The sequence below is a fragment of the Peterkaempfera griseoplana genome (assembly GCF_001418575.1).
Lineage (GTDB): Bacteria > Actinomycetota > Actinomycetes > Streptomycetales > Streptomycetaceae > Peterkaempfera > Peterkaempfera griseoplana.
In genome coordinates, this window is sequence record NZ_LIQR01000282.1 from 1 (window position 1) to 23,623 (window position 23,623).

Genomic DNA, 23,623 nt, shown 5'->3' on the forward strand with positions numbered 1-23,623 from the left:
GGGTGGCACGGGGTGGTGCGGGGTGGCGCCAGGTGGTGCGCGGCGCAGACGCGACGGGCACGCCGGGGCGCGCGTCGGTGCACACGCAGGGACGGTGTGCGCGCAGGCACGGTGCGCGCCCGGGCAGGGAACGTCCGGGCCACTCCCGGTCCGGGAGCGCGGCCGGCCGGACCCCGCGCGGTGCCTCTGTCTGGCCTCTGGCCGGTTACTCTGCGGCACACGTGCCCCGCCGGGGAGCCCTCCCACGGGACTTGTCGATCAGTGGTGGCCGTGGCGCGACGAACGGACGGGATCCGGAGACGAACGGTCGCTCTCGCCTGCCGAGCGGTCGGCGGCGCCCGCCGCCAGCGCCTCCGGCAGGTGCAGCCGGGCCAGCATCACCGATGCCACCGCGGGCACCCTGCCCGGAGTGAGCAGGGAGACGCCCACCATGGCGAGGAACGCCGCCGGTACGCTCCAGGCCGCGGGTTCGGCGAGCAGGGTCCCCAGCCAGCCGGAGCCGCCCACCCCGACCAGCGTGAGCGTCATGGCCGCCGCCGACAGTCCGCCGCCGACCAGCATCCCGGCGACGGCTCCGGCCGCGGTCAGCCGCCGCCACCAGATGCCCAGCACCAGCAGCGGGCAGAACGTGGAGGCGGCCACCGAGAAGATCAGGCCGACTTCGTGGGCGACGGAGACGCTGCTCCCCGACAGCAGCAGCGCGATCCCGCACGGCACCACGACGGCCGGTGCGGCGGCCCGGCGGAAGCCCCGTACGCCCCCGCCGAAGAGGTCCTGCGACAGCACGGCGGCCACGGACAGGGCCAGCCCGGAACAGGCCGACAGGAACGCGGCGAACGCACCCGCCACCACCAGCGCCGTGAGCAGCTCGCCCACGACGCCCGGCACCAGCCGTCCGGGCAGCAGCAGGACCTCGGTGTCCGCCCGGTCCGCCGCGGCCAGGCCGGGCGGGTAGAGCCGGCCGAGTCCGCCGTACACCTCGGGCAGCAGGTAGAAGACGCCGAGCAGGCCGAGGACGCCCACCGTCGTGCGGCGGGCGGCGCGGCCGTCGGGGTTGGTGTAGAAGCGGGCGATGACGTGCGGCAGGCCCATCGCGCCGAGGAAGGTGGCCACCATCAGCGAGTAGACGCCGTAGAGCTCCTGCCCACCGCTCTGCCCGGGTGCCCGGTGAGCGGCGGGGAGGGGGAGCGGGCTGTGGGCCGGGTGCCAGACGCCGCGCCAGACGAGCAGCAGGACGAGGGCGGGGACGGCGAGCGCGGTCAGCTTCAGCCAGTACTGGACGGACTGGACGAGGGTGACGCTGCGCATGCCTCCGGTGATCACGCTCACCAGCACCACCGCGGTCACCAGTACGGAGCCCGCCCAGGCGGGGGCGCCGAGGGCCGTGTGCAGGGCGAGTCCCGCGCCCAGCAGCTGCGGCACCTGGTACAGCAGCCCGATGAGCACGACGAACGCGGTGGCCGTCCGCCGCACCGCCATCGAGCCGAGGCGCGCCTCGGCGAAGTCGGAGACGGTGTAGGCCCCCGAGCGGCGCAGGGGCGCGGCGACCAGGACCAGCAGCACCAGATAGCCGGCCGTGTACCCGATGCCGTACCAGAGCATCGTGCTTCCGTAGGTCGCCAGCAGTCCGGCGATGCCCAGGTAGGAGGCGGCCGAGAGGTACTCGCCGCTGACGGCGGCCGCGTTGCGCAGCGGCGAGACCGTACGGGAGGCGACGTAGAAGTCGGGGGTGGAGCGGGACCGCAGGCCGTAGCCGCCGATGCCCACCGTCAGTGCGACGACGACGAGGACGGCTGCCAGGTTCGCTGGTGGGTTCATGGGCGCGGGTTCAGGGGGCGGGGGTCATGAGCGGCGGACGTGTTCGTCGAATTCGCGTTCGTTGCGCTCCGCCCGGCGGACGTACCAGGCCCCGGCCGCCACCAGCAGCAGATAGACGGGCAGCCCCAGGACCAGCCATGACGGCCCGGCACCCCACGGCTGTGCCCAGCGCGGCAGCGGTACCCGCCCGAGCAGCAGCGGCAGGGCGGCCAGCGGCAGGCAGACCGCGGCGCAGACCAGCAGCCCCAGCCGGAGCTGGGTGCGCATCAGCGCCTTCACATAGACCTCGCCGAGCGGGGTCTGCTCGTGGACGTCCCGCACCGCGGCGTCCCGCCGGCCGGGCCGGGCGGCCCGGGTGCGCGGGTGGGTGACGGTCACCCGCCTGGACGGCTCACCCATGGGCGGCCCTCACGCCGCGCGGCGGGCCGGACGGCGGGAGCAGCAGTTCGCGCAGCCGGCGGCTGCTGCGTCGGCTGACCGGGAGGACGGTGCCGGCCACGCGTACCGACAGCCGTCCGGAGTCGGCCAGCAGTTCCTCGATGTGGCCGGTGGCGACGAGATAGCGGCGGTGCACCCGTACGAATCCGGCGTCCTGCCACTGCTCCTCCAGACTGGAGAGCGGGGCGCGCAGCAGGCAGCTGCCGGATGCGAGGTGAAGGCGAACGTAGTCGCCGCACGCTTCCACATGCCGCACCTCGGAGCGCTGGACGAAACGTGTCACTCCGGACATCTCCACGGGGATCGTCTCGTCGTCGGCGACCGGCTCCGCCGCGGGTGCGGGCGGCGCGGGTACGACTGGTGGTACGGGGGCGGGTTCCGCGGCCCCGGGGACCGTCCGCCGCTCGGCGACGCGCCGGACGGTCTCCGCGAGCCGCTCGGCACGGACGGGCTTGAGCAGGTAGTCGAGCGCGCGCACCTCGAAGGCGGGCACGGCGAAGTCGTCGTACGCGGTGACGAAGACGACCGGTGGCGGCTCGGCGAAGCGGGACAGGACCCTGGCCACCTCCAGCCCGTCCAGACCCGGCATGCGGATGTCGAGGAAGACGGCGTCCACGGTGTGACGGTGGGCCAGTGCGCGGTCCAGCGCCAGCAGTGCCGCGGCGCCGTCCGCCGCACACTCCACCCGGCCGACGCCCTGGTTCAGCCCGAGCAGGTAGGCCAGCTCGTCACGGGCGTGCGGCTCGTCGTCGACCACCAGGACGCTCAGCACGCGAACAGATGAACATTCCACTCGTGGGCGGTCAATCTCCCGGGACGTGTGGGATTGACCACATGCCCGACGGGGTTCCGCTCAGCCGAGCGGTTCACGCACGCCGGACAGCCGCGCCCCGCCGGCCGCCGGCGGGGCGGCCACCCCGGCCTGGTACTTGGGCACCCGCAGCCGCACCTTGGTGCCCGCTCCGGGCGCGGTCTCGATCACCAGCCCATAGGCGTCGCCGTACACCCGGCGCAGTCTGGCGTCGACATTGCCCAGGCCCACCCCGCCCGAACCACCGCCGCCCGACGCGGCCTCCCCGCCCGAGACCAGGATGCGCCGCAGCTTCTCGGGGTCCATGCCGGCCCCGTCGTCCTCCACCGTGATGTGGGCCTCGGCGCCCACGTCCCGTGCGAGCACCGTGATCCGCCCCGGCCCGGTGCTGCCCTCGAAACCGTGCCGCACCGCGTTCTCGACCAGCGGCTGCACACAGAGGAACGGCACCGCCACCGGCAGCACCTCCACCGCCGCCTGGACGTCCACGGACAGCCGCTCGCCGAACCGTGCCTGCTCCAGCACCAGGTACTGGCCGATGGAGCGGAACTCCTCCGCCAGCGTGGTGAACTCCCCGTGACTGCGGAAGGAGTAGCGGGTGAAGTCGGCGAAGTCCAGCAGCAGTTCACGGGCCCGCTGCGGATCGGTACGCACCAGCGAGGCGATGGCGGTCAGCGCGTTGCACGAGAAGTGCGGCGAGATCTGCGCGCGCAGTGCCCGCAGTTCGGCCTCCACCAGGCGGGTACGGGAGCGGTGCACCTCCGCGAGTTCCAGCTGACCGGACGTCCAGCGCGCCACCTCACCGGCCGCCCGGACCAGACCCGCCGACACACCGGGTGCGTAGACCAGCAGCGCACCCTCGACCCGGTCCTCCACCACCAGCGGCGCCACGACGGCCTCCCGCAGCTCACAGCGCAGCTCGCCGCACCACACCCGGTCAGCCGTGAGCACGGCACTGCCGCCGCCGGCCAGCACGTCTCCCGCCAGGTCCGCCGCGGCCGCGGCATGGTGCCGTCCGGCACCGTCCCAGGCCAGCACCCGCTCGGTGTCGGTGAGAGCGAGCCCCGGGGCGCCCAGCAGCTCCCGCAGGTGACGGGCGGCCGCGCCGGCCGACGCCTCGGTCAGCCCACCGCGCAACGCCGGCGCCGCGAGGGACGCCCGGTGCAGCGCCTCGAAGGCCGCCTGCCCGGCGCGCCCGTCGAAACCGGCGTGCCGGCGCAGCCGCCCGTGCCGCCGGAGGAAGCTCGCCATGCCGGACACGGTAACCCTGTCGGGCGGACACCGGGAGACCGGTGATCAGCGGCCCGGGGTGACGGGCGGGAGGAGCCGTGACCGCGTCGGCCGGGCGGGTCCCGCATGAGCGCTGAGCGCCCGCCGTCGACGCGGGGACGGCAGCCGGTGAGGAAGCTGACGGCGCGGACGGCGGCCTGGGGGCGGCCGATGCGGCGCGGCGGGGAGCGCGCGGTGGAACGGGCCCGGGGCGGCAGCGGGGCCGCCCCGGAGCAGGGGTGCGGACGCTACCGTCCGGTGTAGGTGAACTCGTCGTCCGGGCTGGTGGGGGAGGTGGCCTTGCCGACCGTCACGGTGATGTTCACCGTCTGGTGAACCTCGAGCAGATCGGGCGCGGTCGCGACGATCTGGCTGGTCGAGACGAACTTGACCGAGCCGGACGGAGTGTCCTTGAAGTGCACGGTGGCGCCGTTGGCGAAGCCGGAGCCGCTGATGGTGACCGGGGTGCCGACCTTGCCGCTGGTCGGGCTGACCGCGCTGACCACCACCGGTGCGGGTCCACCGTAGGCGAACTGCCCCATCGCGACGGCGGGGGAGGTGCCGAGGGTGTTGGTGACGCGGACGTGGACGACGCCGGTTCCGTTGGGGGCCTTGACGGTGATCTTCGTGCCGGAGGGGTCGATACCGGGTTTGTCGCAGGCGAACTGGCCGAAGTCGACCGCGCTGTCCAGGCTGAAACCGGTGCCGTGGACGGTCACCGGGGTGCCCGGTGCGCCGAAGGTGGGGGTCACATAGCTCACCACCGGCCCGGAAGGGACCGGGGGCGCCGCCACCAGGTCCAGATAGGTGGAGTTGGCGTGCTGGAAGGCGATCTGGCCGAGGAAGTCCTGGGTGGTCCTGTTCACCAGGTTCTTGGCCAGCTTGGTGTATCCGGGGTTCATCAGGCAGAGCGTGCCGGGCTGGACGTAGACATTGCCCTTGGTCCGCTCGGAGATCGCCCCGATGAGCAGTCTCACCTCCTCGGTCGCCTGCGGCCCCGGGCTCGGGTACCAGTCGCGGGTGGTGAGGAGGTCCTGCCAGGCACGTGGTACCAGGTCGTAGGTGTTGTTCTGGCGTTCGTCGATCAGCCAAGGCAGGGAGTCGAAGTAGTCCGCGAAACTCTGCACACCGGCGGTGGGTGCGGCGTAGGTGATCACCGCGAACTGCGGCTGCTTCGGCCAGGGCTGGGACTGCAGGTACGGCCCCAGCATGCTGGCGATGCAGCCGCCCAGGCTGTGGCCGGTCACATAGACGGTCGGCTGCGGTGAGGAGGGCGCCGACTGGAGCGCGGCGGAGAGCGCCTCGACAAGCATGAGGCCGGGAGAGGGCGAGGCGATCGAACGGGCGTTGACGACCCGGTTGAACGCGTCCATGGCCCCCTTGGAGACGAAGACGCCGTCCGGTGATCCGTTTTCGGTGAACGGGACGACCGTGCCGACGTCGAGATCCTCCAGGATGTCCGTGAGATCGGCGTCCGTGCCGCGGGCGGCCACGGCGAAGGCGTTGGAGCCGTCGATGCTCTGGGCGATGTAGGCCATGTTGGCGTTGGCGTCGCTCAGGGCGAGCCACGTCAGCTTCCAGTTGCCCTGGGTCGCGAGGCTGCGATTGTCCAGCTGTGTGGTGATACCGCTGATGATTCGCCGGGTCTGCTCCTCCAGGGTCTCCCCGGACGGGCGCGGGGTGGCCCCGGTGGCTGTGAGTGCAGCCAGGGTCATGGTCACCTGGGCGATTGTCGGATCGGGTGCCATCGTCGTTCCTGCTCCTCGGAGGTCGTGCCGGTGCGGAGGCGGGACGGCCTTCCGGCAGCATCAGGGCAGGGCTGGGCCGACCCGACCGCCAGATTGGATCGCAGACAATCAGACCTTTCCCTTCGCGCTGTCCGGCGCTTTTGCGGGCCCCGGGTCGACCAGGTTCACCTTGGTGGCCGCTCGTCACATGTGGGTCGGTCCACCGGGTCGGACTGGGCCCGGCCGGGTCGGGCCGGGCGGGCGGTACGGTCGCCTGCGGCCGCCCTTCCGGCCGGAACCCCGGCACCGGGGCCGGTGCACGGGCGCCTCTGCCGGGCGGTGCCGGGTGCGCCCCTCGCCCCCGCCGGACGCCATGACCGAATCGCCGGGCCCGACTTGAACACGGCGCCCCCCACCCGGAGCATGGAGCGCACTGAGGCGCCCAGGGCCGGAGGGGGAACCGTGACCGAGGGGTATGGCAAGGCCGCTGCAGATCCGGACGGAGTCGCGGATCTGGCTCAGGAACTCCGCCTGATACGGGTGCAGGCCGGGCGCAGCCTCAAGGAGCTGGAACGGATCACCGCGAGCAGCGACTCGTCGTTGTCGCGCTAACTGTCCGGGGTGTGCGTGCAGCCGTGGCCCGTGGTCGACGCCCTGTGCAGGGCCGCGGGCCGCGAGCCGCAGGAGCTCGAGCCGCTGTGGGAGGCGGCCCGGCGGACCCGGATCGAGCGCCGGACGGCGCGGCGGCCCGTTACGGAACCGCCCGCGGGGGAGGAGCGCGCGGCGGAGGGACCCGTGGGGGAGGTACCGGCCGCGCCCGCCGCCACGTCCGCGCCGGACGTGGCGACCGATCACCTGGAAAGGAAGTCGTGATGAACCGACTGCACCGCATATTCGCCGTGGGGGTCGCCACCGCGGCGCTCGCCTTCAGCGCGTCGCCGGCCCTTGCGGCGTCACCGGCAGTCATGACCCCCGCCTACTCCTGCTCGATCGACTCGCTCACCCATGTGGAGAGCAGCGTCGACTTCCTGCGCGTGCACACCTCGCCGGGAGTCGGCACACCGGCGGTCGGGGAGATCCCCGGTGGTTCCGCCTTCCACTTCTGCAGCGGCTCCTTCCAGAGTTCCGGCGCCTATGTGTGGGTCTACGGATACGGGTACAACGGATCGGTGAAGCTCACCGGGTGGGTCGCCACGGACTACCTGCTCTTCCCGTAGTCTCCGGCGCGGGCAGAGCCTGCCCACCAGGGGTCCAGCGACGGTCGAGGCCGCTGGACCCCTGGCCGCTCCGTCCGGCAGAGCAGGCAGGCGGCCGGGCGTGGACGGAACCGGGCCGACGCGGCCCCGGGGCTGTTCACCGGAGGGTGCGGGAGCCGGTCCGCAGCCGCTCGCGTACCCGCTGCACCAGCTCGTCGGCGGCCTGCGGCCACCGGGGGTACCGGAAGTCGAAGCCTGCCCCGGTCAGCCGGCCGGGTACGACGCGGCGGCTCTTCAGCAGCAGTTCGGTGTCGGACCGCAGGGCGAACGCACCGGCCTCGGCCATCCACCTGGTCGCCGGGAGCCCCAGCGGCACACCCCAGGCCGAGCGCAGGGTGCGCATGAACGCCCGCTGCGGCTCGGGGCCGGGGGCCGCCAGGTTCACCGGCCCGGTGATGTCCTCCCGGTCGATCAGGAACTCCACGGCGCGCACGAAGTCGTGTTCGTGGATCCACGACACATACTGCGCCCCGCCCGCGACCGGGCCGCCGAGCCCCAGGCGGGCCAGTCCCAGCAGGACGGCGAGGACCCCGCCGGGGTCGGGGCTCATCACCATGGCCGAGCGCAGGGCGATCTTGCGGGTGGCCGGTGTGTCGGCCTCCTGCTGGGCCTTCTCCCAGGCCTTGGCGATCTCGACGCTGTACGACCAGTAGTCCGGTACGTCCGGTTCGGTGCCGCCGATCACGCCGGTGGCCTCGTCGTTGGGCGCGTCGAAGCGGTGCGCGTACACCGTGGCGGTGCTCATCTGCAGCCAGACCCGGGGCGGCCGGGCGGCGCCCGCGATCGCGGCGCCCACGACCCGGGTGGAGTCGACCCGGGAGTCCATCATCTCCCGGAGATTGGCCGCTGTGTAACGGCAGTTGACGCTGCGCCCGGCCAGGTTGACCACGACGTCGCTGCCGTCCACCGCCGCCGCCCAGGGGCCCAGGGTTCTGCCGTCCCACGGGACCTGGCCCTTGAGCGTCGGGTGTCTGGTGAGGACCACGACCTCGTGGCCTGCGGCGTCCAGGGCGCGGTTCAGGATCGCACCGACCTGTCCGGTCCCTCCAGGAATCACGATCTTCATCGGCTCCCCCTTCTCGTTCCCGGGTGAGCCTAGAGCACGTGATTGAACGCGTTCAAAACCGGGGGGTGTCCGTCTCGGGAGCCGTTCTGCCGGACCGGACCGGGGTGCTCACGCCAGGGGCCCGATGCCCCGGCCGGCTGCGCCGCCGACTGCGCGTACGGCGGCGCCGGGCCGCCCGCCCGCCGTCAGGGGCGGAACGGGCGACCCGGCGCCGGTGGTGGTCCGACCGCGCGGGTGGTGGTCCTACCGGATCAGCTCGCGGTGCAGGAGAGCGCCGGAGCGGTGTTGCTGCCGCTGTAGTTGGCGTTGAAGCCGAAGGTGGTGGTGCCACCCGCGGAGATGGTGCCGTTGGAGGACGTGTTGTTCACCGTGACGGCCGTGCCGGACTGGGTGTAGGTGCCGTTCCACAGGCTGGTGATGGTCTGGTTGCCCGGGAAGGTCCAGTTCACCTTCCAGCCCTTGGTGGCGGCGGTGCCGTTGTTCTTGACGGTCACCGTGCCGGTGAAGCCGGAGCCCCAGTCCTGGCTGTTGGCGTAGGTCGCCGTGCAGCCGCTGCTGGTGCCGGTGCCGCCGGTGCTGCCGCCGGTGCTCGAGGCGGTGGTGGCGCTGACGGCGCTGGTGGCGGCGGAGGTGTTGCCGGCCGCGTCGTAGGCCGAGACCGTGTAGCTGTACGCCGTGGAGGCCGACAGGCCGCTGTCGGTGTAGCTGGTGCCCGAGGTCGTGCCGACCTTGGTGCCGTTGCGGTACACGTTGTAGCCGGTGACGGCGGTGTTGTCCGTGGAGGCGGTCCAGGACAGCGACGCGGAGTTGCTGGTGGTGCCGGTGACCTTCAGGCCGCCCGGGACGGACGGAGCGGTGGTGTCACTGGTGCTGCCGCCGGTGCTGCCGCCGGTGGTACCCCCGGTGGAGGTGCCCTGGCTGACCTTGATGTTGGAGTTGCCGCTGCTTCCGTAGCCCTCGGTGGCGAGGATCTCGTAGTTCGGAGTGCCGAGGTTCAGGCCCGCGGACGCCCACGCCTTGAAGAAGTTGTCCACGGTGATGGTGCCGCCGGTGCGCTTCGACTGGCGGATCGCCCAGAACTGCTTGAACGTCGCGGTGCCCTGGATGGACGGCTGGTTGACGCGGTCCGTCTGGTACAGGTCGTACGTGCTGCCGTCGCTGACGACCGAGCCCAGCTTGGTGGCGCCGGAGCTCGGGTTGTAGTTCCCGTAGTTGTCGACGATGTAGTACTCGATGAGCGGGTTGGTGGTCCAGCCGTACAGCGACAGGTAGCAGTTGCCGTTGCAGTTCCACGTGCCCGAGTAGGTCACGGGCGCGGTCGTGCCCGGGTTCCAGCCCTTGCCGGCCACGAAGTTGGTGACGTTGGTCCAGGTGGTGCTGTAGCCGTTGCTTCCATCGAGGGTCATGGAGGCCTGGCCGCTGTCCTGGCTCCAGAACGAGTAGAAGTACCCGCCGTCGGTGTTGGTGGTGTTCGAGGTGACGACGGTGGAGGCGTTGGCGGTGGCGGGCACGGCCATGACGGCCGCGAGGGCCAGCACCAGGACGCGTGCCTTGCTGACGGTACGCCAGAGCCGGCTACTTCTGATGCTCTTGGGCTGGGTGGAGTTCACGTATCTGCGTTCCTTCTCGGGAAGGCTGATGGGGGGCGGCTGCATGGCGAACCCGCCGCAGCGCCGTCGGCCGCGGTTGCGGCCGGCGTGCGGGTGTCGTGTGACGCGGCAGGGCTGACCAGGCGCCGTACGGCGGACGGCCGGAGAACAGCAGGCCGAGCCGCGATGGCCGACTCGGGCCGGCAGTGGGTGTGGCCTGCCGACGGCGACGATGTTGGACCGGACCTGTCGGGCTGTCAACGCTTTCGGCAACTGTTGCGAAAACATTCAGGCGGCCGGGAATCGGGTGGGCAAATATTTTGCCTGGTCAAGGGTCAGTTCCGGGAGCTCGTCTGCTAAATCTGACCGGTGGGGGATGTATGGGCTCGAAAGGGAGGAGCTGTGGAGAGGGTTCTTGTAACGAAAGTTTCGAATGCAGGCCCGATCATTGAGTGCGGCTGAGAACGGACGGCTGGGCCGTGCTTCGGGGCCGCTCGCCGTATCACCTGCGCGTCCGCCGCCCCGCCCTTCGCGGCCGGGGGGCGGGCCGGTCCGGAGCGCCGAACGAGAACCGGCGGCACTTCCCCCCTTCCCCCGGCACGCGCCGTGCGCAGCGCTTGGTTCACCCCGGCGTCGGGTCGTTCCGCATCGGAGAGGTCCGAGGTGCCGACCTTTCGAAGGGAGGTGGCGGCCGGTCGCGCTCCGTACCGCGGCGAGCCGTTGGGAGTTGCGGGCGCACGGTGCGTGGAGGGGGCCGGGCGCGCTTCGGCATCGCCGGCGGTCGTCTGCCGCACCCGCGCAGTCTCCCCGGGCCTGCTGGTCGGCGCGCCTCAGCGCCTACGCGTCGACGTCGTCCCGTTCCGTACGGCAGCGTCATCGACGCCACCAACTCGTCGCCGCGACGAGGAGCTCAGGCGGAGCCTCGTGAAGGATGCTTCTGCTGGTGGACGGGAAAGTGATTCGGGCGCCGAGGCAGACATCGGACGACCTCATCGTGGCGGGAGACGTAGGCGGCCACGTCCGCACCGGTGCACGCGGTGCCGTCGGCCGGACCGGGCTCGGCCGGACCCGGTCGGCCACCCCCGCCCGTTCCACAGGCCGGAGAGCATCGCCAGCAGCGCGCACCGACGTCTGCGCCCCGGGCCCCGGCCCCCGGCTGCCGGTGAACCCGGCTCATCGGCCGGGAGCTCCGGCCGGCCACCCACCGCAGAGCGGAGGGGCTGCTGCCGTCGACCGGGGACCCCCGGTCCGACGGACGCCCGGGGGCATCGGGCCGGGACCGCGGCGGCGACAGGGGCCGCCCGCAGGCCCTGACGACCGCGGCGAAGGGGAGCGCTCCCGGACGCCTCGCCCGGTGGAGTGGGCCGGTGTCACTCCCGGCAGGTGGGGAGTGCGGGGCTGTCATGGGTCCGTACGGCGGGCAGCCATGCATGGCCGCCCGGTACATCCTCGAGCCGGACCCGGAACCAGCGGGTGGTGGCCACTCCCGTCTCGTCCCCGACCTGGGCGCCGTCGTAGAGCACGCAGTCGGTGACGAGTACGTCGCCGTGCCAGACCCGGTGCGCCACGACGTTGCCCGCGTCGTACGCCGCCCGGGGGTTGCCGGCCAGTCCCATGCTGCAGGCCGGCACATGGTCGGTGCGGCCCTGGCAGGAGGGCACCACGTTGAAGACATGGACGGAGACGGCCGGTGTCGTCTCGGGGCGGCTCGCGCCGCTCGCGGTGGCCCCGAAGTAGTTCTCGACCATGGCCAGGCCCAGTGCCCCGATGACGGCCCCGGTGAGAGCGGACACCACTATTGGCAGGACGGCCCGGCGGTTCCACCTGCGTAAGGGATTCGCTGACGGAATCTCACGGATCGGGCTCCGGTCCACCTCTTCCGCCTTCTCGTCGGCTTTGTCGGCGGCGGAATCCGCTGTTTCCTCACCCTCATTGTCGGTCGTGGGAGGACCGCCCTGAGATGACCGGCTGGAATCCGCCAGCACCCATAAGCGATGAAGTTCACGGAGCTCCTCGCCGCTGGCCCCGCACACCTTGGCAATCGTGTGGGCGATACCGTAACTGGACGGGATCTTGCTGCCTGTGCAGTAACGGTGAATAGTTGAACTGCCAACCGCGCTCTGGCTGGACAGCGCCTCGAAACTGAGCCCGGAGCGCTCCTTGAGCGCCCTGAGACGGGCGGCGAATCGATCGGCTTCCTGTTGCTGAGCCATGGTCCCCCTCCAGGCCGGTACGTAAGGACGGCCCGATCCGGTCCCGGATCGTCCCACCCGCATCCCCACCGGTCAAGCAAATGCACAGCGGATGGCCGCGGGCCGCATCCCACCATCCCTTCCACCGCAATCCCGTTGCCCGTCGTCCCCCCGGTTGCCACTGTCGTTCCACCTCGCCCAAGGCGAGATGCAGATCAAGGCCCGATTTACCGGCGGCCACGCCGTATCGGCGTGGCCGCCGGGCATGCCGCCCGGGGGTGCACATACGGCGGCGCGTGGCATTGACGGGACACCCCGATAAGAGCAGGCCGGACATGCGCCGGGGACGCCGGCGCGCGGCTGAATGGACGAAAGGAAGAACATGGCGATCCGTTATCGTGTTGCGGCTGTTCTGGCGAGTGCGGCCGTTCTGGGAGGCGGACTCGTGCTGGCGCCGTCGGCGTCGGCCTCGGTCTCCCAGGGGGTGGTGTACGGCGCCGGCTGGGGCGCCCAGGTGCAGGACGACTTCGGCGACGAGGGCCCGCTGGACTCCAGCTCCCACCGGCACAGCTACGCCACCGCGCTCTGGCAGACCATCCTTGCCGCGGACGGCTTCTACACCGGCGCGATCGACTGCGACTACGGTTCGGGCACCACCGCGGCCACCAAGGCGTGGCAGAGCGCCTACGGCTCCGTGTCCGACGCCGGTCACCTGGACGCGGACGGCAGCGCCGGCCCGCTGACCATGGGCACCGCCGACCAGTGGCTCGAAGACCAGGGCAACAACCGGGACGTCGTCTACGTGGGCGCCAACTACAACGTCACCTTCCGCCGGGTCAACGGCAACTACCAGGTCTACGACAACGGCGCCTGGCACAACGCCACCTACTCGACCTCCTCCTGCTGACCGCAGGACGTCGGCGGCTCGTATCCGACACGCCGGGGGCTCCCCTCACAGGGCGGAGCCCCCGGCGTTCTCTGCGCGCCGGCGGACCGTACCGCCGGGCCGCGCGGCCGGTGACGGGTGCCGGCCGGTCAGGAGACGGGGCTCCGGCGCCACCGCAGATGGCCCCTGCCGGGTCCGGCCCCGAGCCGGTCGGTGTGAGCTGATCCCGGATGTCAAGGGGCCGTCAAGACTGCCGGGATCATGCACTGCGCGGGGGATCCGCACGCTGCCACCCTGACGCAGGCGGCGCACGAGGGTGACGCCGGGACTCTGCAGAGGCAGGCGACAGCAGTGGGTGGCTTTCTGAGGGCGGTCACGGAATTTCCCACCGTGCTCTTCACCTTCGCGTTGGCCGTCGTGGCGGTGTACTGGGTGGTGGTGCTCGCCGGGGGCGTGCACTTCCACGGGGGACACGGGGGACACGGGGGACACCACGGCCCTGTGGGACCCCCCGCCCACGGAGGTCACCACGACCCCTCCGGCCACCACGACGCCGCCGGGCGCCACACCCACGGGGGGCTGCAGCGGGTGCTGGGTCTGGGCGGGGTGCCGGTCACGGTGGCGGTCTCGCTGCTGGTCGCCTTCGCCTGGTTCAGCGCCCTGGCGGGCCGGGCGGTCCTCGGCAGCAGGGGCGAGGGGGCTCTGCTGCCGATGGCGCTGGCCGGCGGTTGGGCGGGGGCCCGGGTGCTGGTGTGGCCGCTGCGGCGGCTGCTGCCGGCCCCGGCCCCGCCGCCCTCACGCCGGGACTTCGTCGGTCTCGGCTGTGTCATCCGCACCGGGCGCGTCGGCCCCGACTTCGGGCAGGCCGAGGTGCACGCGGCCGACGGCTCCTCGGCGCTGGTGCAGGTCCGCCAGAGCCCCGACGAGGCGGCGGGGCCGGGCAGCGTGCTCGGCATCGGCGCAGCCGCGCTGATCTACGACTACGACGCCGAGGGCGAGTTCTTCCGGGTCATGCCCGTCCCGCCCTCCGCCGGCTGACGCAGCGCGTCCTCGCCGACTCGCCGGCCCACCAGCCCGCCCGCTCACCCGCGCACCGAAGCGCTCCGCACACTCATTCATTCGCGGCAAGGTCGTCCAAGGGAACAGCCATGTCTGTCGTCACCATCGGAATCGGCGTGCTCGTCGCCGTGCTCCTGCTCATCGGCCTGGGAGCGCTCCTGCTCTTCGGCCGGCTGTTCCGCAAGGTGGTCCAGGGCGAGGCCCTGATCATCTCCAGGCCAAAGAGTGTCGACGTCACCTTCACCGGCGCCCTGGTCCTCCCGATGCTGCACCGGGCGGAGGTCATGGACATCTCGGTGAAGACCATCGAGATCTCCCGCACCGGCCGGGAGGGGATGATCTGCAAGGACAACATCCGGGCCGACCTGCGGATCACCTTCTTCGTACGGGTCAACAAGACCGTCGAGGACGTCGTCAAGGTCGCCCAGGCCATCGGCACCGACCGGGCCAGCCACCAGGAGACGCTGCAGACCCTCTTCAGTGCGAAGTTCGCCGAGGCGCTGCGGACCGTCGGCAAGCAGCTGGACTTCACCGACCTGTACACCAAGCGCGAGGAGTTCCGGGACCGGATCATCGCGGCCATCGGCACCGACCTCAACGGCTACCACCTCGAGGACGCCGCGATCGACCACCTCGAACAGACCCCGTTGGCGCAGCTGGACCCGGCCAACGTCCTCGACGCCCAGGGCATCCGCAAGATCACCGAACTGACCGCGCTGGAGCACATCCGCACCAACGACTTCCAGCGCAACGAGCAGATGGAGATCACCCGCCAGGACGTGGACGCCCGCGAGGCCGTGCTGGAGCTGGAACGGCGCCGCGCGGAGGCGGAGATCCGCCAGCGCAAGGGGATCGAGACCCTGCGCGCCCAGGAGGAGGCGGCCACCGCGCAGGTCCAGGAGGAGGAGCGGCTCAAGGCGCACAGCGCCCTGCTGCGGACCGAGGAACTGCTCGGCGTCCAGCGGGAGAACCAGCAGCGGGAGATCGCCGTCGCGGAGAAGAACCGCGAGCGGGTCATCGCGGTGGAGACCGAGCGGATTGAGAAGGACCGGCTGCTGGAGGTCGTCAACCGGGAGCGGGAGGTCGAGCTGTCCCGGGCGGAGAAGGAGAAGCAGGTCGAGGCGGAGCGCCGGGGCGTCGCCGAGGTGGTGCGTGAGCGGGTCGCGGTGGAGCGCACCGTCGCGGAGCAGGAGGAGGAGATCAAGCGGGTCCGTGTCGTCCAGGAGGCCGAGCGCACCCGGCAGACCGTGATCATCGCCGCCGAGGCGGAGGCGCAGGAGCAGCTGGTCAAGGACATCAAGGCGGCCGAGGCCGCCGAGCAGGCCGCCCATCTGCGGGCCAAGGAGCAGCTGGTGCTCGCCGAGGCAGGGCAGAAGAGCGCGGAGCTGGAGGCCGCCGCCGCGGTGCGCCGGGCGGAGGGCGAGCGGGCCAGGGCCGGCGCGGCCGGGCTCGCGCAGGCCGAGGTGGCCGAGCGTCAGGCACTGGCCGAGGCGGCCGGTATCCGGGCCCGGCTGGAGGGGGAGGCCGAGGGTCTCAAGCAGAAGGCGGACGCCGTGGAGAGGGTGGGCCTCGCCGAGGCCGCCGTCGCCGAGGGCAAGGCGAACGCCGAGGCCGTCGGTATCAGGGAGCGGCTGCTGGGCGAGGCGGCGGGCCTCAGGGAGAAGGCGGCGGCGATGGCCGCGCTGGACGAGGTGTCCCGGGAGCACGAGGAGTTCCGGTTGCGCCTCGCCGCCGACAAGGAGGTGCGGCTGGCCGGGCTGGAGGTGCAGCGGCAGGTGGCCGAGGCGCAGGCGGCGGTGCTGGCGGCGGGGCTGGAGAGCGCGGACATCGACATCGTCGGCGGCGACAGCGTCTTCCTGGAGCGGCTGGTCGGCGCGGTGTCCTTCGGCAAGGGCATCGACGGTGCGGTGCAGAGCTCGCAGACGGTGCAAGCCCTGGGCGCGGACTGGCTCAGCGGGGAGAAGAGCTTCAGCGGCGACGCCACCGAGGTGCTCCGTTCGCTGGCGGCCGGCGGCCCCTGGAACCTCGCCCTGCTGATGAGGCTGCTCGGCGGCAACGGAGGCGACGGCGCCGTGGCCGACCCCGCGGTGCTCGTCAACGGCAGCCCCAAGTAGGCACGGCACCAGGACCGGAACGGAACGGAGACACGGGAAACAGCCATGGGCGTCGAGGACGGCACCTACCAGATCCTGCGGGCACGGCTCGCCGACCGGGCCGCCGAGCTGGGCCGGCGGGCGGCGGAGCTCAACACCCTCCGCCAGGAGGCCTTCGGCTCACGCGCACTGGAGCTCGCCGGCTCGGCCCGGCCGCGTACCGAGCAGGAGGCCACCGTCTGCGGTGTCGTCTTCGTACGGCCCGGCGTGCTGCTCCTGGGGACCTCGGCGCAGAGCCTGGCCGGCGGTCTGCTGTCGCTGCACGGCCTGGACGGTTCGGCGCTGGACCCCGGCGCGGTCCCCGGCCTGTTGGACGACGTGCGCTTCCACCGCGACCTGGCGGAGCTGCTGCGCTACTTCCGCGACGCCCGGCTGGCCGACCTGGTGCGCACCGGCTCCGGGCGGCTGCTGGCGGTGTTCCGCACCGGCGGGAACGACGGCGACATCCGGGTGCTGAGCTGGCAGCTGACGGACGGCGGGGCCGAGTACCTGGACAACCACGGCGAGCGTGACCTGCCCGGTCCTCCCGCGTTCGAACTGCCCTGGACCACGACCGGGCGGGAGCACCACGAGCAGGGCCGGATCAGGATCGAGGGCGGTGAGGGCGCGGTGTCGGTCGCCACCACCGGCGGCAGACTCACCGTCCACGCCCTCCCCGGCGACCGGCCGCTGTACGAGGAACCGGTCGACGAGCCGCTGCAGAGCCTGGCCGACGCCGCCGTCGCCCATGCGTCGGCCGGGCCGCTGCTGCTGCTCCGGATCCGCCCGTACAACGAGCCCGCCGACCGCTTCCTGGTGGTCAACACCCGCACCGGATCGGTGCGCCGCCAGGACTCCCTCGGCCGAGGGGCCCGGCTCCTCCCGGCCGACCAGGGCCTGATCTTCCCGGGCGGCTACGAGCTGGCGGACGGCAGCCACCGGGCCTTCCGCATCGACGACGCATCCGCCCCGGCCGGCGGGGACGGCGCACCGGCCGCCGACGACCTGCGCTTCCAGGAGGTGGTGCCCTCACCCAACGGCGAGGACCTGCTCTACGTCCTGCGCCGCCCCGGACGCGCCCAGGCCCTGCTGCTGCCGTGGAACACGGTCCGCCGGGAGGCGGCCGCGGCGCTGCACGGCGCCGCGCACACCCTGCTGCCCGACGGCACGCTGGTGCTCCTCAAACCGGACCGCGAGCCCGTGCGCACCCATGAACTGCAGCTCTGGCGCACCCCGTTCGTCTCCGCCGAGTACGCGGCCGCCCAGCCGGTCGGCGACGGCCCGCTGGAGCGGATCGGCAACGCCGACCTGGTACGCGGTATCGCCGACTGCCTCGACGTGGTCCGCACCGCGACCGCCGCGGCGGACGGCGACCAGGCGGCCGCCGCACCGGAGCTGATCCTCGACGGCTGCGCCAAGGCGGCGGACCGCCACTACTGGCTGGCCGACACCGGCCTGCTGGCACCGCTCGCCGAACTGCGCACCGCCGCCGAGCAGCTCGCCGCCGAGCAGGCCCGGACGGGTCTGCTCGCCGCACGCGCCGCCGAGGCGCTGGACCGGGCACGGGAGGAGGCCGCCGCGCTGATCCGCCGCTCGCACGGCGAACCCCCCGCCGACGCCGACGCCTGGACGGCGCTGCTCGCCGAACTGCGCCGGGCCCAGGGCCGCACCCGTACCCTGCGCGACCTGCCCCGGCTGGACCTGGCCGCCCTGGACGCCGTCGAGGCCGACCTCGCCGCCGAACTGGCGGCCGCAACCGAGCGCGCCTTCGCCTACTTCGCCGGCCCCGACGCCTTCACCGGCCCCCTTGCCGCCGCCCACGCGGCGGCCGCCGCCGCCGCCGGGACCGCCACCGCCGCGGAGGCCGGGCAGCTCGCCGACCGGCTCGCCGAGCAGGCCGAGGCCCTGGCCACCGTCACCGACCTGGTGACCGGGGCGGTGAGCGCCGACCCCGCCGCCGGCACCGCCGTCCTGCTCGCCATCGGCGAGGTACTGGCCGCGGTCAACCGCGCCCGGGCGGTCCTGGTGAACCGCCGCCGCGCCCTGCTGGACGCCGAGCACCGTGCCGCCCACGCCGCCGAGTCGGCGCTGCTCGCCCAGGCGACCACCGCAGCCCTGGCCGCCGCGGACACCCCGGCCGGCTGCGACGAGCAACTGGCCCGGCTGCTGCTGCGCCTGGACGGCCTGGAGGCCCGCTTCGCCGAGGCCGAGGACCTCGCCGCCGACCTGGCCGTGCGCCGCGAGGAGATCCAGCAGGCCTTCGCCGCCCGCAGGCAGGGCCTGCTGGACGAGGCCGCCGCCTGCGCCGACCGCGTCGCGGCCTCGGCGCTGCGCGCCCTGGAGGCGCTGCGCCGCAGGCTCACCGCCCTGGGCTCCGCGGCGGACATCCACGCCGCCCAGGCCGCCGACCCGATGGCGCTGCGGATCCGGGCCGCCGCAGCCGAACTGGAGGCGCTGGACGACCGGGTCCGCGCCCGGGAGCTGGAGGACGGCCTGCTCGGCGCGGTCCGTACCGCGCTCCGTGACCTGAGGGACCGGGCTGACCTGTCGGAGGACGGCGGCGCGACCGTCCGCCTCGGCCGCCACCGCTTCGCCGTCCGCCGAGAGCCGGTCGAGCTGACCCTGCAGCCGGACGGCGACGGGCTGGTCTTCGCCGTCAGCGGGACCGGCTACCGCCGCGCCGCCGACCTGCCGGAGCTGCTCCCCGGACGGGAGTTCTGGACGCAGCCGCTGGTGAGCGAGTCACCCGAGCTCTACCGCGCGGAGTACCTGGCCACCGGCCTGCTCCCGGAGGCCACCGCCGAACCCCCGCTGGACCAGGTGCGCCGCGCGGCGGAGCGCGCCTACGACGAGGGGTACGAGCGGGGCGTGCACGACCACGACGCGGCGCTCATCCTGGACGCCCTGCTGAGGTTGCGCGCCGGCGCCGGGCTGCTGGCGCACCCCGCGGAGGCGCGCTCGGCCGCGCAGCTGTTCTGGGCCCACGGGACCACCGGGGCACTGCGTGCCTCCTGGCAGCGCCGGGCCCGCTCCCTGGTCCTGGCCCGCAGCACCTTCGGCCCCTCCCCGGCCCTGGCCGAACTCGCCTCCGAACTGTCCGCCGTCGTCGCGGAGTTCACCGCGTCCCTCGGGCTGCCCGCGGCCCGGCCCGCAGGCGAGTACCTGCTGGAGGAACTCGCCGACCCGCACGACGGCTTCGCCGCCGGAGCCGCCTCCGGTGCGCTGCTCGACGCCTTCCGGCGCACCCCGGCCGCCGCCGCGCTGGTCGCCGACCTCGACGCCCTCGGTACCGACCTGCCCGCCCGCCACCAGCTGGCCACCGCCTGGCTGGAGTCCTATGCCGCCACGGTCCGCGCGCCGGAGGGCGTCCCCGAGGCGGTCGCCCGGCTCTGCGCCCCCGAGCTGGAGCGCTACCCGGTCACCGCGCCCCTCGCCGAGACCGTCCAGGGCCTGCTCGGCGCCCACCCCCGGGTCCGCGACGGCAGGCTGACCGTCCGCATCGACGAACTGCCCCACCGTGCCCGGGAGTTCAGAGAGCAGCGGGCGGGTTCCTTCCGCGCCTTCCAGCGGCGGCGCGCGGAGGTCCTGACCGCCGAACGCGCCCGGCTGCGGCTGGACGACCACCGTCCCCGCCCCCTCGCCGGCTTCGTCCGCAATCAGCTGATCGACGAGGTCTACCTGCCGCTGGTCGGCGACAACCTCGCCAAGCAGCTCGGCGCGCAGGGAGCGACCACCGACCGCAGCGGCCTGCTGCTGCTCCTGTCCCCGCCCGGCTACGGCAAGACCACCCTGCTGGAGTACGTGGCCGCCCGCCTCGGCCTGCTGATGGTCCGGGTGGACGGGCCCGCCCTGGGCACCGGCACCACCTCGCTCGACCCCGGCCGCGCCCCGGACGCCGCCGCCCGCCGGGAGGTGGAGAAGATCGTCTTCGCCCTGGAGGCGGGCAGCAACGTCCTGCTGCACCTGGACGACATCCAGCACGTCTCCGCCGAACTGCTGCAGAAGTTCATCCCGCTGTGCGACGCGCAGCGCCGCGTCGAGGCGGTCAGCGACGGCCAGGCCCGCAGCTTCGACCTGCGCGGACGCCGCTTCGCCGTCTGCCTCGCCGGAAACCCCCACACCGCGGACGGGCGGCGCTTCCGGATCCCCGACATGCTCGCCAACCGCGCCGACGTCTGGAACCTCGGGGAGGTGCTGGCCGGCCGTCAGGACCTCTTCGAGCTCTCCTACCTGGAGAACGCCCTCGCCGCCAACCCCGTCCTGGCCCCGCTCGCCGGAACCGGCCCGGCCGACCTGCGCCTGCTGGTCGCGCTGGCCGACAGGGACCCCGCCGCCCAGGCCGACCAGCTCACCGCCCCCGTACCGGACCTGGACCGGGTCCTGGCGGCCCTGGCCGGGCTGCGCCGCGTCCAGCGCACCGTGCTCGCCGTGAACCGCGCCTACATCGCCTCCGCCGCCCAGGAGGAGGCTGACCGCACCGAACCGCCGTTCCTGCTCCAGGGCTCCTACCGGACGATGGCCGCCCTCGCCGCCCGGGTGGACCCCGTGCAGAGCGACGCCGAGGTCGAGGCCCTGCTGGACGACCACTACCTCGCGGAGGCGCAGACCCTCGGCAGCGCGGCCGAGGCCAACCTGCTCAAGCTGGCCCTGCTGCGCGGCCGGGCCACGGCGGCCCAGACGGCCCGCTGGCGCGCCCTGTGCGCCGGCTATCCGTCCGCCGGCTGGTCCGGCCACCCCAGCAGCCTCGCGCCGAACGCCGCCGTCTCCAGGGTGTAGCGCTGCAGTGCGTCGTCCGGATCCAGCCCGGTCAGCCGGACGATGCGCTCAAGCCGGTAGGCCAGCGCCCGCACGCTCAGCCCCAGCCTGCGGGCGGCCTCCGCCGACACATAGCGCGAGTCCGCATAGGCGGCCAGGGTCTCCAGCAGAGGCTGCGGCCCGCCGCGTGCCTTCTGCAGCGGACCGAGCACGCCGTGCACCAGTTCCTCCAGCGCGTCCCGGTCCCGCAGCAGCACGGGCAGCACCAGCAGGTCGGCTGCGTGCAGCAGCCGCCCCGGCAGCCGCAGCTGACCGGCCTGCTCCAGCGCCGACCGTGCCTCCTCGTACGAGTGGACGACCCCGCCGGGCCCGCTGTGCGGCCGGCCGACCACCACCCGGCGGCCCTCCGTCAGCTCAGCGAAGGCCTTCACCGCGGCGTCCTCGCCGGGACCGGAGGGCACGATGCACACCAGCCGCCCGTGCTTCACCGCGAGCAGCAGCTCCTGCTCGCCGAAGCGGCCGAACAGCTGCCGCTCCACCCCGCGCACCAGCGGGTCGTCCAGGTCGTAGCCGTCGCCCTCCGCCACGGCGACGACATGGGCGCAGGCCAGGTTGAGTCCGAAGCGTTCGGCGTGCTCGGCCAGCCGGCCCAGGTCGCTGCGGCTGCTCAGCAGGTCCGCCACGAACTCCCGCCGCTCGGCCTCCTCCTGCTGCAGCCGCTCCCGGTAGGCCCGCCCGTGTCCGGCCGCGAGCGCGGCCACCGCCGCCCGCAGCGCCGCCATCGACGCCGCGTCCACCGGTCGTCCCGCCCAGACCCGGCCGCTCTCGGCCAGCCGCTCGTCCACCAGCTCGGCCAGCCCCCGGCCCTGCTCCGCCGCGCGGTGCCCGTACTCGCGGAGCGTCTCCAGTTCCTCGCGCCGCAGCCGCCGGCCGCTCCCGGCGACGTCCTCCAGCAGCCGCGTCCAGGCACCGGTGCCCGCACCGGGCGCCGCCGGGTCCTCCGGCACCGCAGTGACAGAAGTCAACGCCTGGTTCCTTCCCCCGCAAGGACAGCGACGCGCCAGCGTACCCGGTACACGACGGGGGTACGACAACTCGTCTGCGGCTGCCCGGGGGAGGGACCGGGCCGTTCCCGTCGCCCGGGGACGCGCCGCTCCTCGCCGAGGTGCCGGTGCCCGCGAGGCTGCTCCCTGCCGGGGACCGGCGGTGGCCCGAGGTCCGCTGTCCGGGGAAGCGGCCGACCCGGGGTCCTGGCCTACCCTCTAAGGACCGCCGGACGACGGCCCGGCCTCAGCCCACCGCCCTCCTGACGAGCGCACCGATCTGCTCCTCGGCCGCCGGGGTCAGCTCCCTCAGGGCGAAGGAGGTCGGCCACAGGGCGCCGTCGTCGAGCGCCGCCTGGTCGCTGAAGCCGAGCGTGGCGTACCGGGAGTTGAACTTCTCCGCGCTCTGGAAGTGGCAGACGACCTTGCCGTCCCGGGCGTAGGCGGGCATCCCGTACCAGAGCTTGGGCGCCAGGCCCGGAGCGGCGGCCCTGACCACGGCGTGGATCCGCTCGGCGAGGACCCGGTCGGCCTCCGGCATGCCGGCGATCTTCGCCAGCACGTCCCGCTCGGCCGCCGCCTCCTTCTCCTCGCGCGAACCGCGCCGCGCCGCCGCCTTCTTCTGCTCCTTCGCGTGCTCCTGCATCGCGGCCCGTTCCTCGGCGGTGAACCCCTCGTACCGTCCGGCGGCCGTGCCGGGGTCCTGGGTGGGCGACGTGGTGTGCTCCATGGCGGGTTTCCTCTCGTACGGGTTCTGGTCCGGTCGTGCGGGAGTGCGGGCCGGCGGTCAGGTGAGCGTGGACGCCTCGGACGTCCCGGCCGCCGGGGTGCCGAGCGGCGCGGCGGCCTCCCAGGCGAATCCGTCGGGGTCGGTGAAGGGGGCCGCGGTGCTGCCCAGGACGATCCGGTGCGATCCGGTGCCGTCAGCGGGGACGCCGAGCTCCTTGGCCAGGCCGCGGCGCTTGTACAGCGCCAGCTTGACGATCCCTCCCTCGCCGGGGGCGAACTCGGTGTACTTGCTGCCGAAGCTCCTGGCCACGGTCAGACCCTGGCCGACGTAGAACTGCTTGCTGGCCTTCATGTCCTCGACGCCGAGCAGCAGCACGAAGTCGTCGATCTCGCGGGTGGCCGGGCCGGTGTCCTTCTTCGCCGACGTCGCGGCCTTCCAGATCGTCCCGTCCGGCGCCTGGACGACGCCGCCGTAGCCCCACAGCGACTTCGCGGCGGGCTTGAGCACCGTGGCGCCGGCGTCCTCGGCCGCGCCGAGGAAGCTGTCGACGGTGGCCTGGCGGGAAACCGTGAGCGCCAGGCTGAAGCCCCGGAACCCGGTGGTGTGCGCCTCCGAGGCCCGCAGGCGGAGGTAGGAGTCCACTCCGAAGGCGGTGTAGAAGCGGTGGGCGGCGTCCGGGTCGGCCACCTCGAGGGTGACGGATGCGACGGACGTGGTGGATGCGATGGACGAGGTGGTTGCCATGACCATCACGCTATGGGCTGCACAGCGGCTGAGGCTTCTCGAATCCTGACCGGTCCTGCCGGCTGCCCCGCCGCCCATGACGGCACCCCCTCCCACGCGACCACCGGG

General features: G+C 73.3%; 17 protein-coding genes and 1 pseudogene. 6 read left to right on the forward strand and 12 right to left on the reverse strand.

Features of this window, described 5'->3' with window-relative positions:
* Nucleotides 1–258: 258 nt before the first annotated feature.
* The 5 genes from AOK09_RS20935 to AOK09_RS20955 form a co-directional block, all read right to left on the reverse strand.
* Nucleotides 259–1,818 (reverse strand): sodium/solute symporter, encoded by a 1,560-nt coding sequence (locus AOK09_RS20935; RefSeq protein WP_063796023.1) that lies wholly within the window; start codon nt 1,816–1,818, stop codon nt 259–261.
* Between the two features lie 24 nt (nt 1,819–1,842).
* Complete coding sequence (locus AOK09_RS20940) at nt 1,843–2,217, reverse strand: hypothetical protein (protein WP_055588752.1); 375 nt, start codon at nt 2,215–2,217, stop codon at nt 1,843–1,845.
* Nucleotides 2,210–3,028 (reverse strand): LytR/AlgR family response regulator transcription factor, encoded by an 819-nt coding sequence (locus tag AOK09_RS20945; protein ID WP_055588753.1) that lies wholly within the window; start codon nt 3,026–3,028, stop codon nt 2,210–2,212. Before AOK09_RS20945 ends, AOK09_RS20940 begins: the two co-directional genes overlap by 8 nt.
* Before the next feature lie 81 nt (nt 3,029–3,109).
* Nucleotides 3,110–4,318: a sensor histidine kinase gene (locus AOK09_RS20950; RefSeq protein WP_055588765.1), complete on the reverse strand. Its 1,209-nt coding sequence runs from the start codon at nt 4,316–4,318 to the stop codon at nt 3,110–3,112.
* A 266-nt stretch (nt 4,319–4,584) separates the two neighbouring features.
* Nucleotides 4,585–6,051: an IPT/TIG domain-containing protein gene (locus AOK09_RS20955; protein ID WP_245687403.1), complete on the reverse strand. Its 1,467-nt coding sequence runs from the start codon at nt 6,049–6,051 to the stop codon at nt 4,585–4,587.
* 474 nt (nt 6,052–6,525) lie between these two features.
* Between AOK09_RS20955 and AOK09_RS40275 the strand changes: the two genes are divergently transcribed.
* Both AOK09_RS40275 and AOK09_RS20965 read left to right on the forward strand, forming a co-directional pair.
* Nucleotides 6,526–6,675 carry a hypothetical protein gene (locus AOK09_RS40275; protein ID WP_157875973.1) on the forward strand — a complete coding sequence of 50 codons (150 nt, stop codon included), beginning with the start codon at nt 6,526–6,528 and terminating at the stop codon, nt 6,673–6,675.
* A gap of 260 nt (nt 6,676–6,935) precedes the next feature.
* Nucleotides 6,936–7,280, forward strand: coding sequence for a hypothetical protein (locus AOK09_RS20965; RefSeq protein ID WP_055588756.1), 345 nt, complete (start codon nt 6,936–6,938; stop codon nt 7,278–7,280).
* 136 nt (nt 7,281–7,416) lie between these two features.
* On the opposite strand, the gene AOK09_RS20970 is transcribed toward AOK09_RS20965, so the two are convergent.
* The 4 genes and pseudogenes from AOK09_RS20970 to AOK09_RS43720 form a co-directional block, all read right to left on the reverse strand.
* On the reverse strand, nt 7,417–8,385 hold the full coding sequence (locus tag AOK09_RS20970; protein WP_055588757.1) for a TIGR01777 family oxidoreductase: 969 nt from the start codon (nt 8,383–8,385) through the stop codon (nt 7,417–7,419).
* A 251-nt stretch (nt 8,386–8,636) separates the two neighbouring features.
* Nucleotides 8,637–9,995: a glycoside hydrolase family 11 protein gene (locus AOK09_RS43480; RefSeq protein WP_055588758.1), complete on the reverse strand. Its 1,359-nt coding sequence runs from the start codon at nt 9,993–9,995 to the stop codon at nt 8,637–8,639.
* 1,349 nt (nt 9,996–11,344) lie between these two features.
* Nucleotides 11,345–11,767, reverse strand: a complete 423-nt coding sequence (locus AOK09_RS42345; RefSeq protein ID WP_169797054.1) for a hypothetical protein — start codon at nt 11,765–11,767, stop codon at nt 11,345–11,347.
* A 216-nt stretch (nt 11,768–11,983) separates the two neighbouring features.
* Nucleotides 11,984–12,250, reverse strand: a pseudogene (locus tag AOK09_RS43720) (helix-turn-helix domain-containing protein); the annotation flags it as partial.
* A 298-nt stretch (nt 12,251–12,548) separates the two neighbouring features.
* Between AOK09_RS43720 and AOK09_RS20985 the strand changes: the two are divergent.
* From AOK09_RS20985 to AOK09_RS21000, 4 genes are all read left to right on the forward strand, one after another.
* The gene (locus AOK09_RS20985; protein ID WP_157875974.1) at nt 12,549–13,073 is read left to right on the forward strand and encodes a peptidoglycan-binding domain-containing protein; all 525 of its coding nucleotides are present in this window, start codon (nt 12,549–12,551) and stop codon (nt 13,071–13,073) included.
* A 330-nt stretch (nt 13,074–13,403) separates the two neighbouring features.
* Nucleotides 13,404–14,090, forward strand: a complete 687-nt coding sequence (locus tag AOK09_RS20990; protein ID WP_055588761.1) for a hypothetical protein — start codon at nt 13,404–13,406, stop codon at nt 14,088–14,090.
* A gap of 110 nt (nt 14,091–14,200) precedes the next feature.
* Entirely contained in the window at nt 14,201–16,225 is a 2,025-nt protein-coding gene (locus AOK09_RS20995; RefSeq protein WP_055588762.1) for an SPFH domain-containing protein, read from the forward strand.
* Nucleotides 16,226–16,270: 45 nt separating this feature from the next.
* On the forward strand, nt 16,271–21,019 hold the full coding sequence (locus AOK09_RS21000; RefSeq protein ID WP_063796024.1) for a DNA repair ATPase: 4,749 nt from the start codon (nt 16,271–16,273) through the stop codon (nt 21,017–21,019).
* On the opposite strand, the gene AOK09_RS21005 is transcribed toward AOK09_RS21000, so the two are convergent.
* From AOK09_RS21005 to AOK09_RS21015, 3 genes are all read right to left on the reverse strand, one after another.
* Nucleotides 20,950–22,023, reverse strand: coding sequence for a PucR family transcriptional regulator (locus tag AOK09_RS21005; protein WP_245687402.1), 1,074 nt, complete (start codon nt 22,021–22,023; stop codon nt 20,950–20,952). The genes AOK09_RS21000 and AOK09_RS21005 overlap by 70 nt on opposite strands.
* Before the next feature lie 265 nt (nt 22,024–22,288).
* Nucleotides 22,289–22,771 (reverse strand): iron chaperone, encoded by a 483-nt coding sequence (locus AOK09_RS21010; RefSeq protein ID WP_055588764.1) that lies wholly within the window; start codon nt 22,769–22,771, stop codon nt 22,289–22,291.
* A 57-nt stretch (nt 22,772–22,828) separates the two neighbouring features.
* Nucleotides 22,829–23,521, reverse strand: a complete 693-nt coding sequence (locus AOK09_RS21015) for a glyoxalase (protein ID WP_107101408.1) — start codon at nt 23,519–23,521, stop codon at nt 22,829–22,831.
* Nucleotides 23,522–23,623 lie beyond the last annotated feature (102 nt).

Bases quoted from the DNA above. Each gene is read 5' to 3' on its own strand.
- AOK09_RS20965 (WP_055588756.1), top strand. From the start codon at position 6,936: ATGAACCGACTGCACCGCATATTCGCCGTGGGGGTCGCCACCGCGGCG.
- AOK09_RS21010 (WP_055588764.1), bottom strand. From the start codon at position 22,771: ATGGAGCACACCACGTCGCCCACCCAGGACCCCGGCACGGCCGCCGGA.
- AOK09_RS20955 (WP_245687403.1), bottom strand. From the start codon at position 6,051: ATGACCCTGGCTGCACTCACAGCCACCGGGGCCACCCCGCGCCCGTCC.
- AOK09_RS20985 (WP_157875974.1), top strand. From the start codon at position 12,549: ATGGCGATCCGTTATCGTGTTGCGGCTGTTCTGGCGAGTGCGGCCGTT.
- AOK09_RS20950 (WP_055588765.1), bottom strand. From the start codon at position 4,318: ATGGCGAGCTTCCTCCGGCGGCACGGGCGGCTGCGCCGGCACGCCGGT.
- AOK09_RS20940 (WP_055588752.1), bottom strand. From the start codon at position 2,217: ATGGGTGAGCCGTCCAGGCGGGTGACCGTCACCCACCCGCGCACCCGG.
- AOK09_RS20970 (WP_055588757.1), bottom strand. From the start codon at position 8,385: ATGAAGATCGTGATTCCTGGAGGGACCGGACAGGTCGGTGCGATCCTG.
- AOK09_RS21015 (WP_107101408.1), bottom strand. From the start codon at position 23,521: ATGGTCATGGCAACCACCTCGTCCATCGCATCCACCACGTCCGTCGCA.
- AOK09_RS20935 (WP_063796023.1), bottom strand. From the start codon at position 1,818: ATGAACCCACCAGCGAACCTGGCAGCCGTCCTCGTCGTCGTCGCACTG.
- AOK09_RS20995 (WP_055588762.1), top strand. From the start codon at position 14,201: ATGTCTGTCGTCACCATCGGAATCGGCGTGCTCGTCGCCGTGCTCCTG.
- AOK09_RS21000 (WP_063796024.1), top strand. From the start codon at position 16,271: ATGGGCGTCGAGGACGGCACCTACCAGATCCTGCGGGCACGGCTCGCC.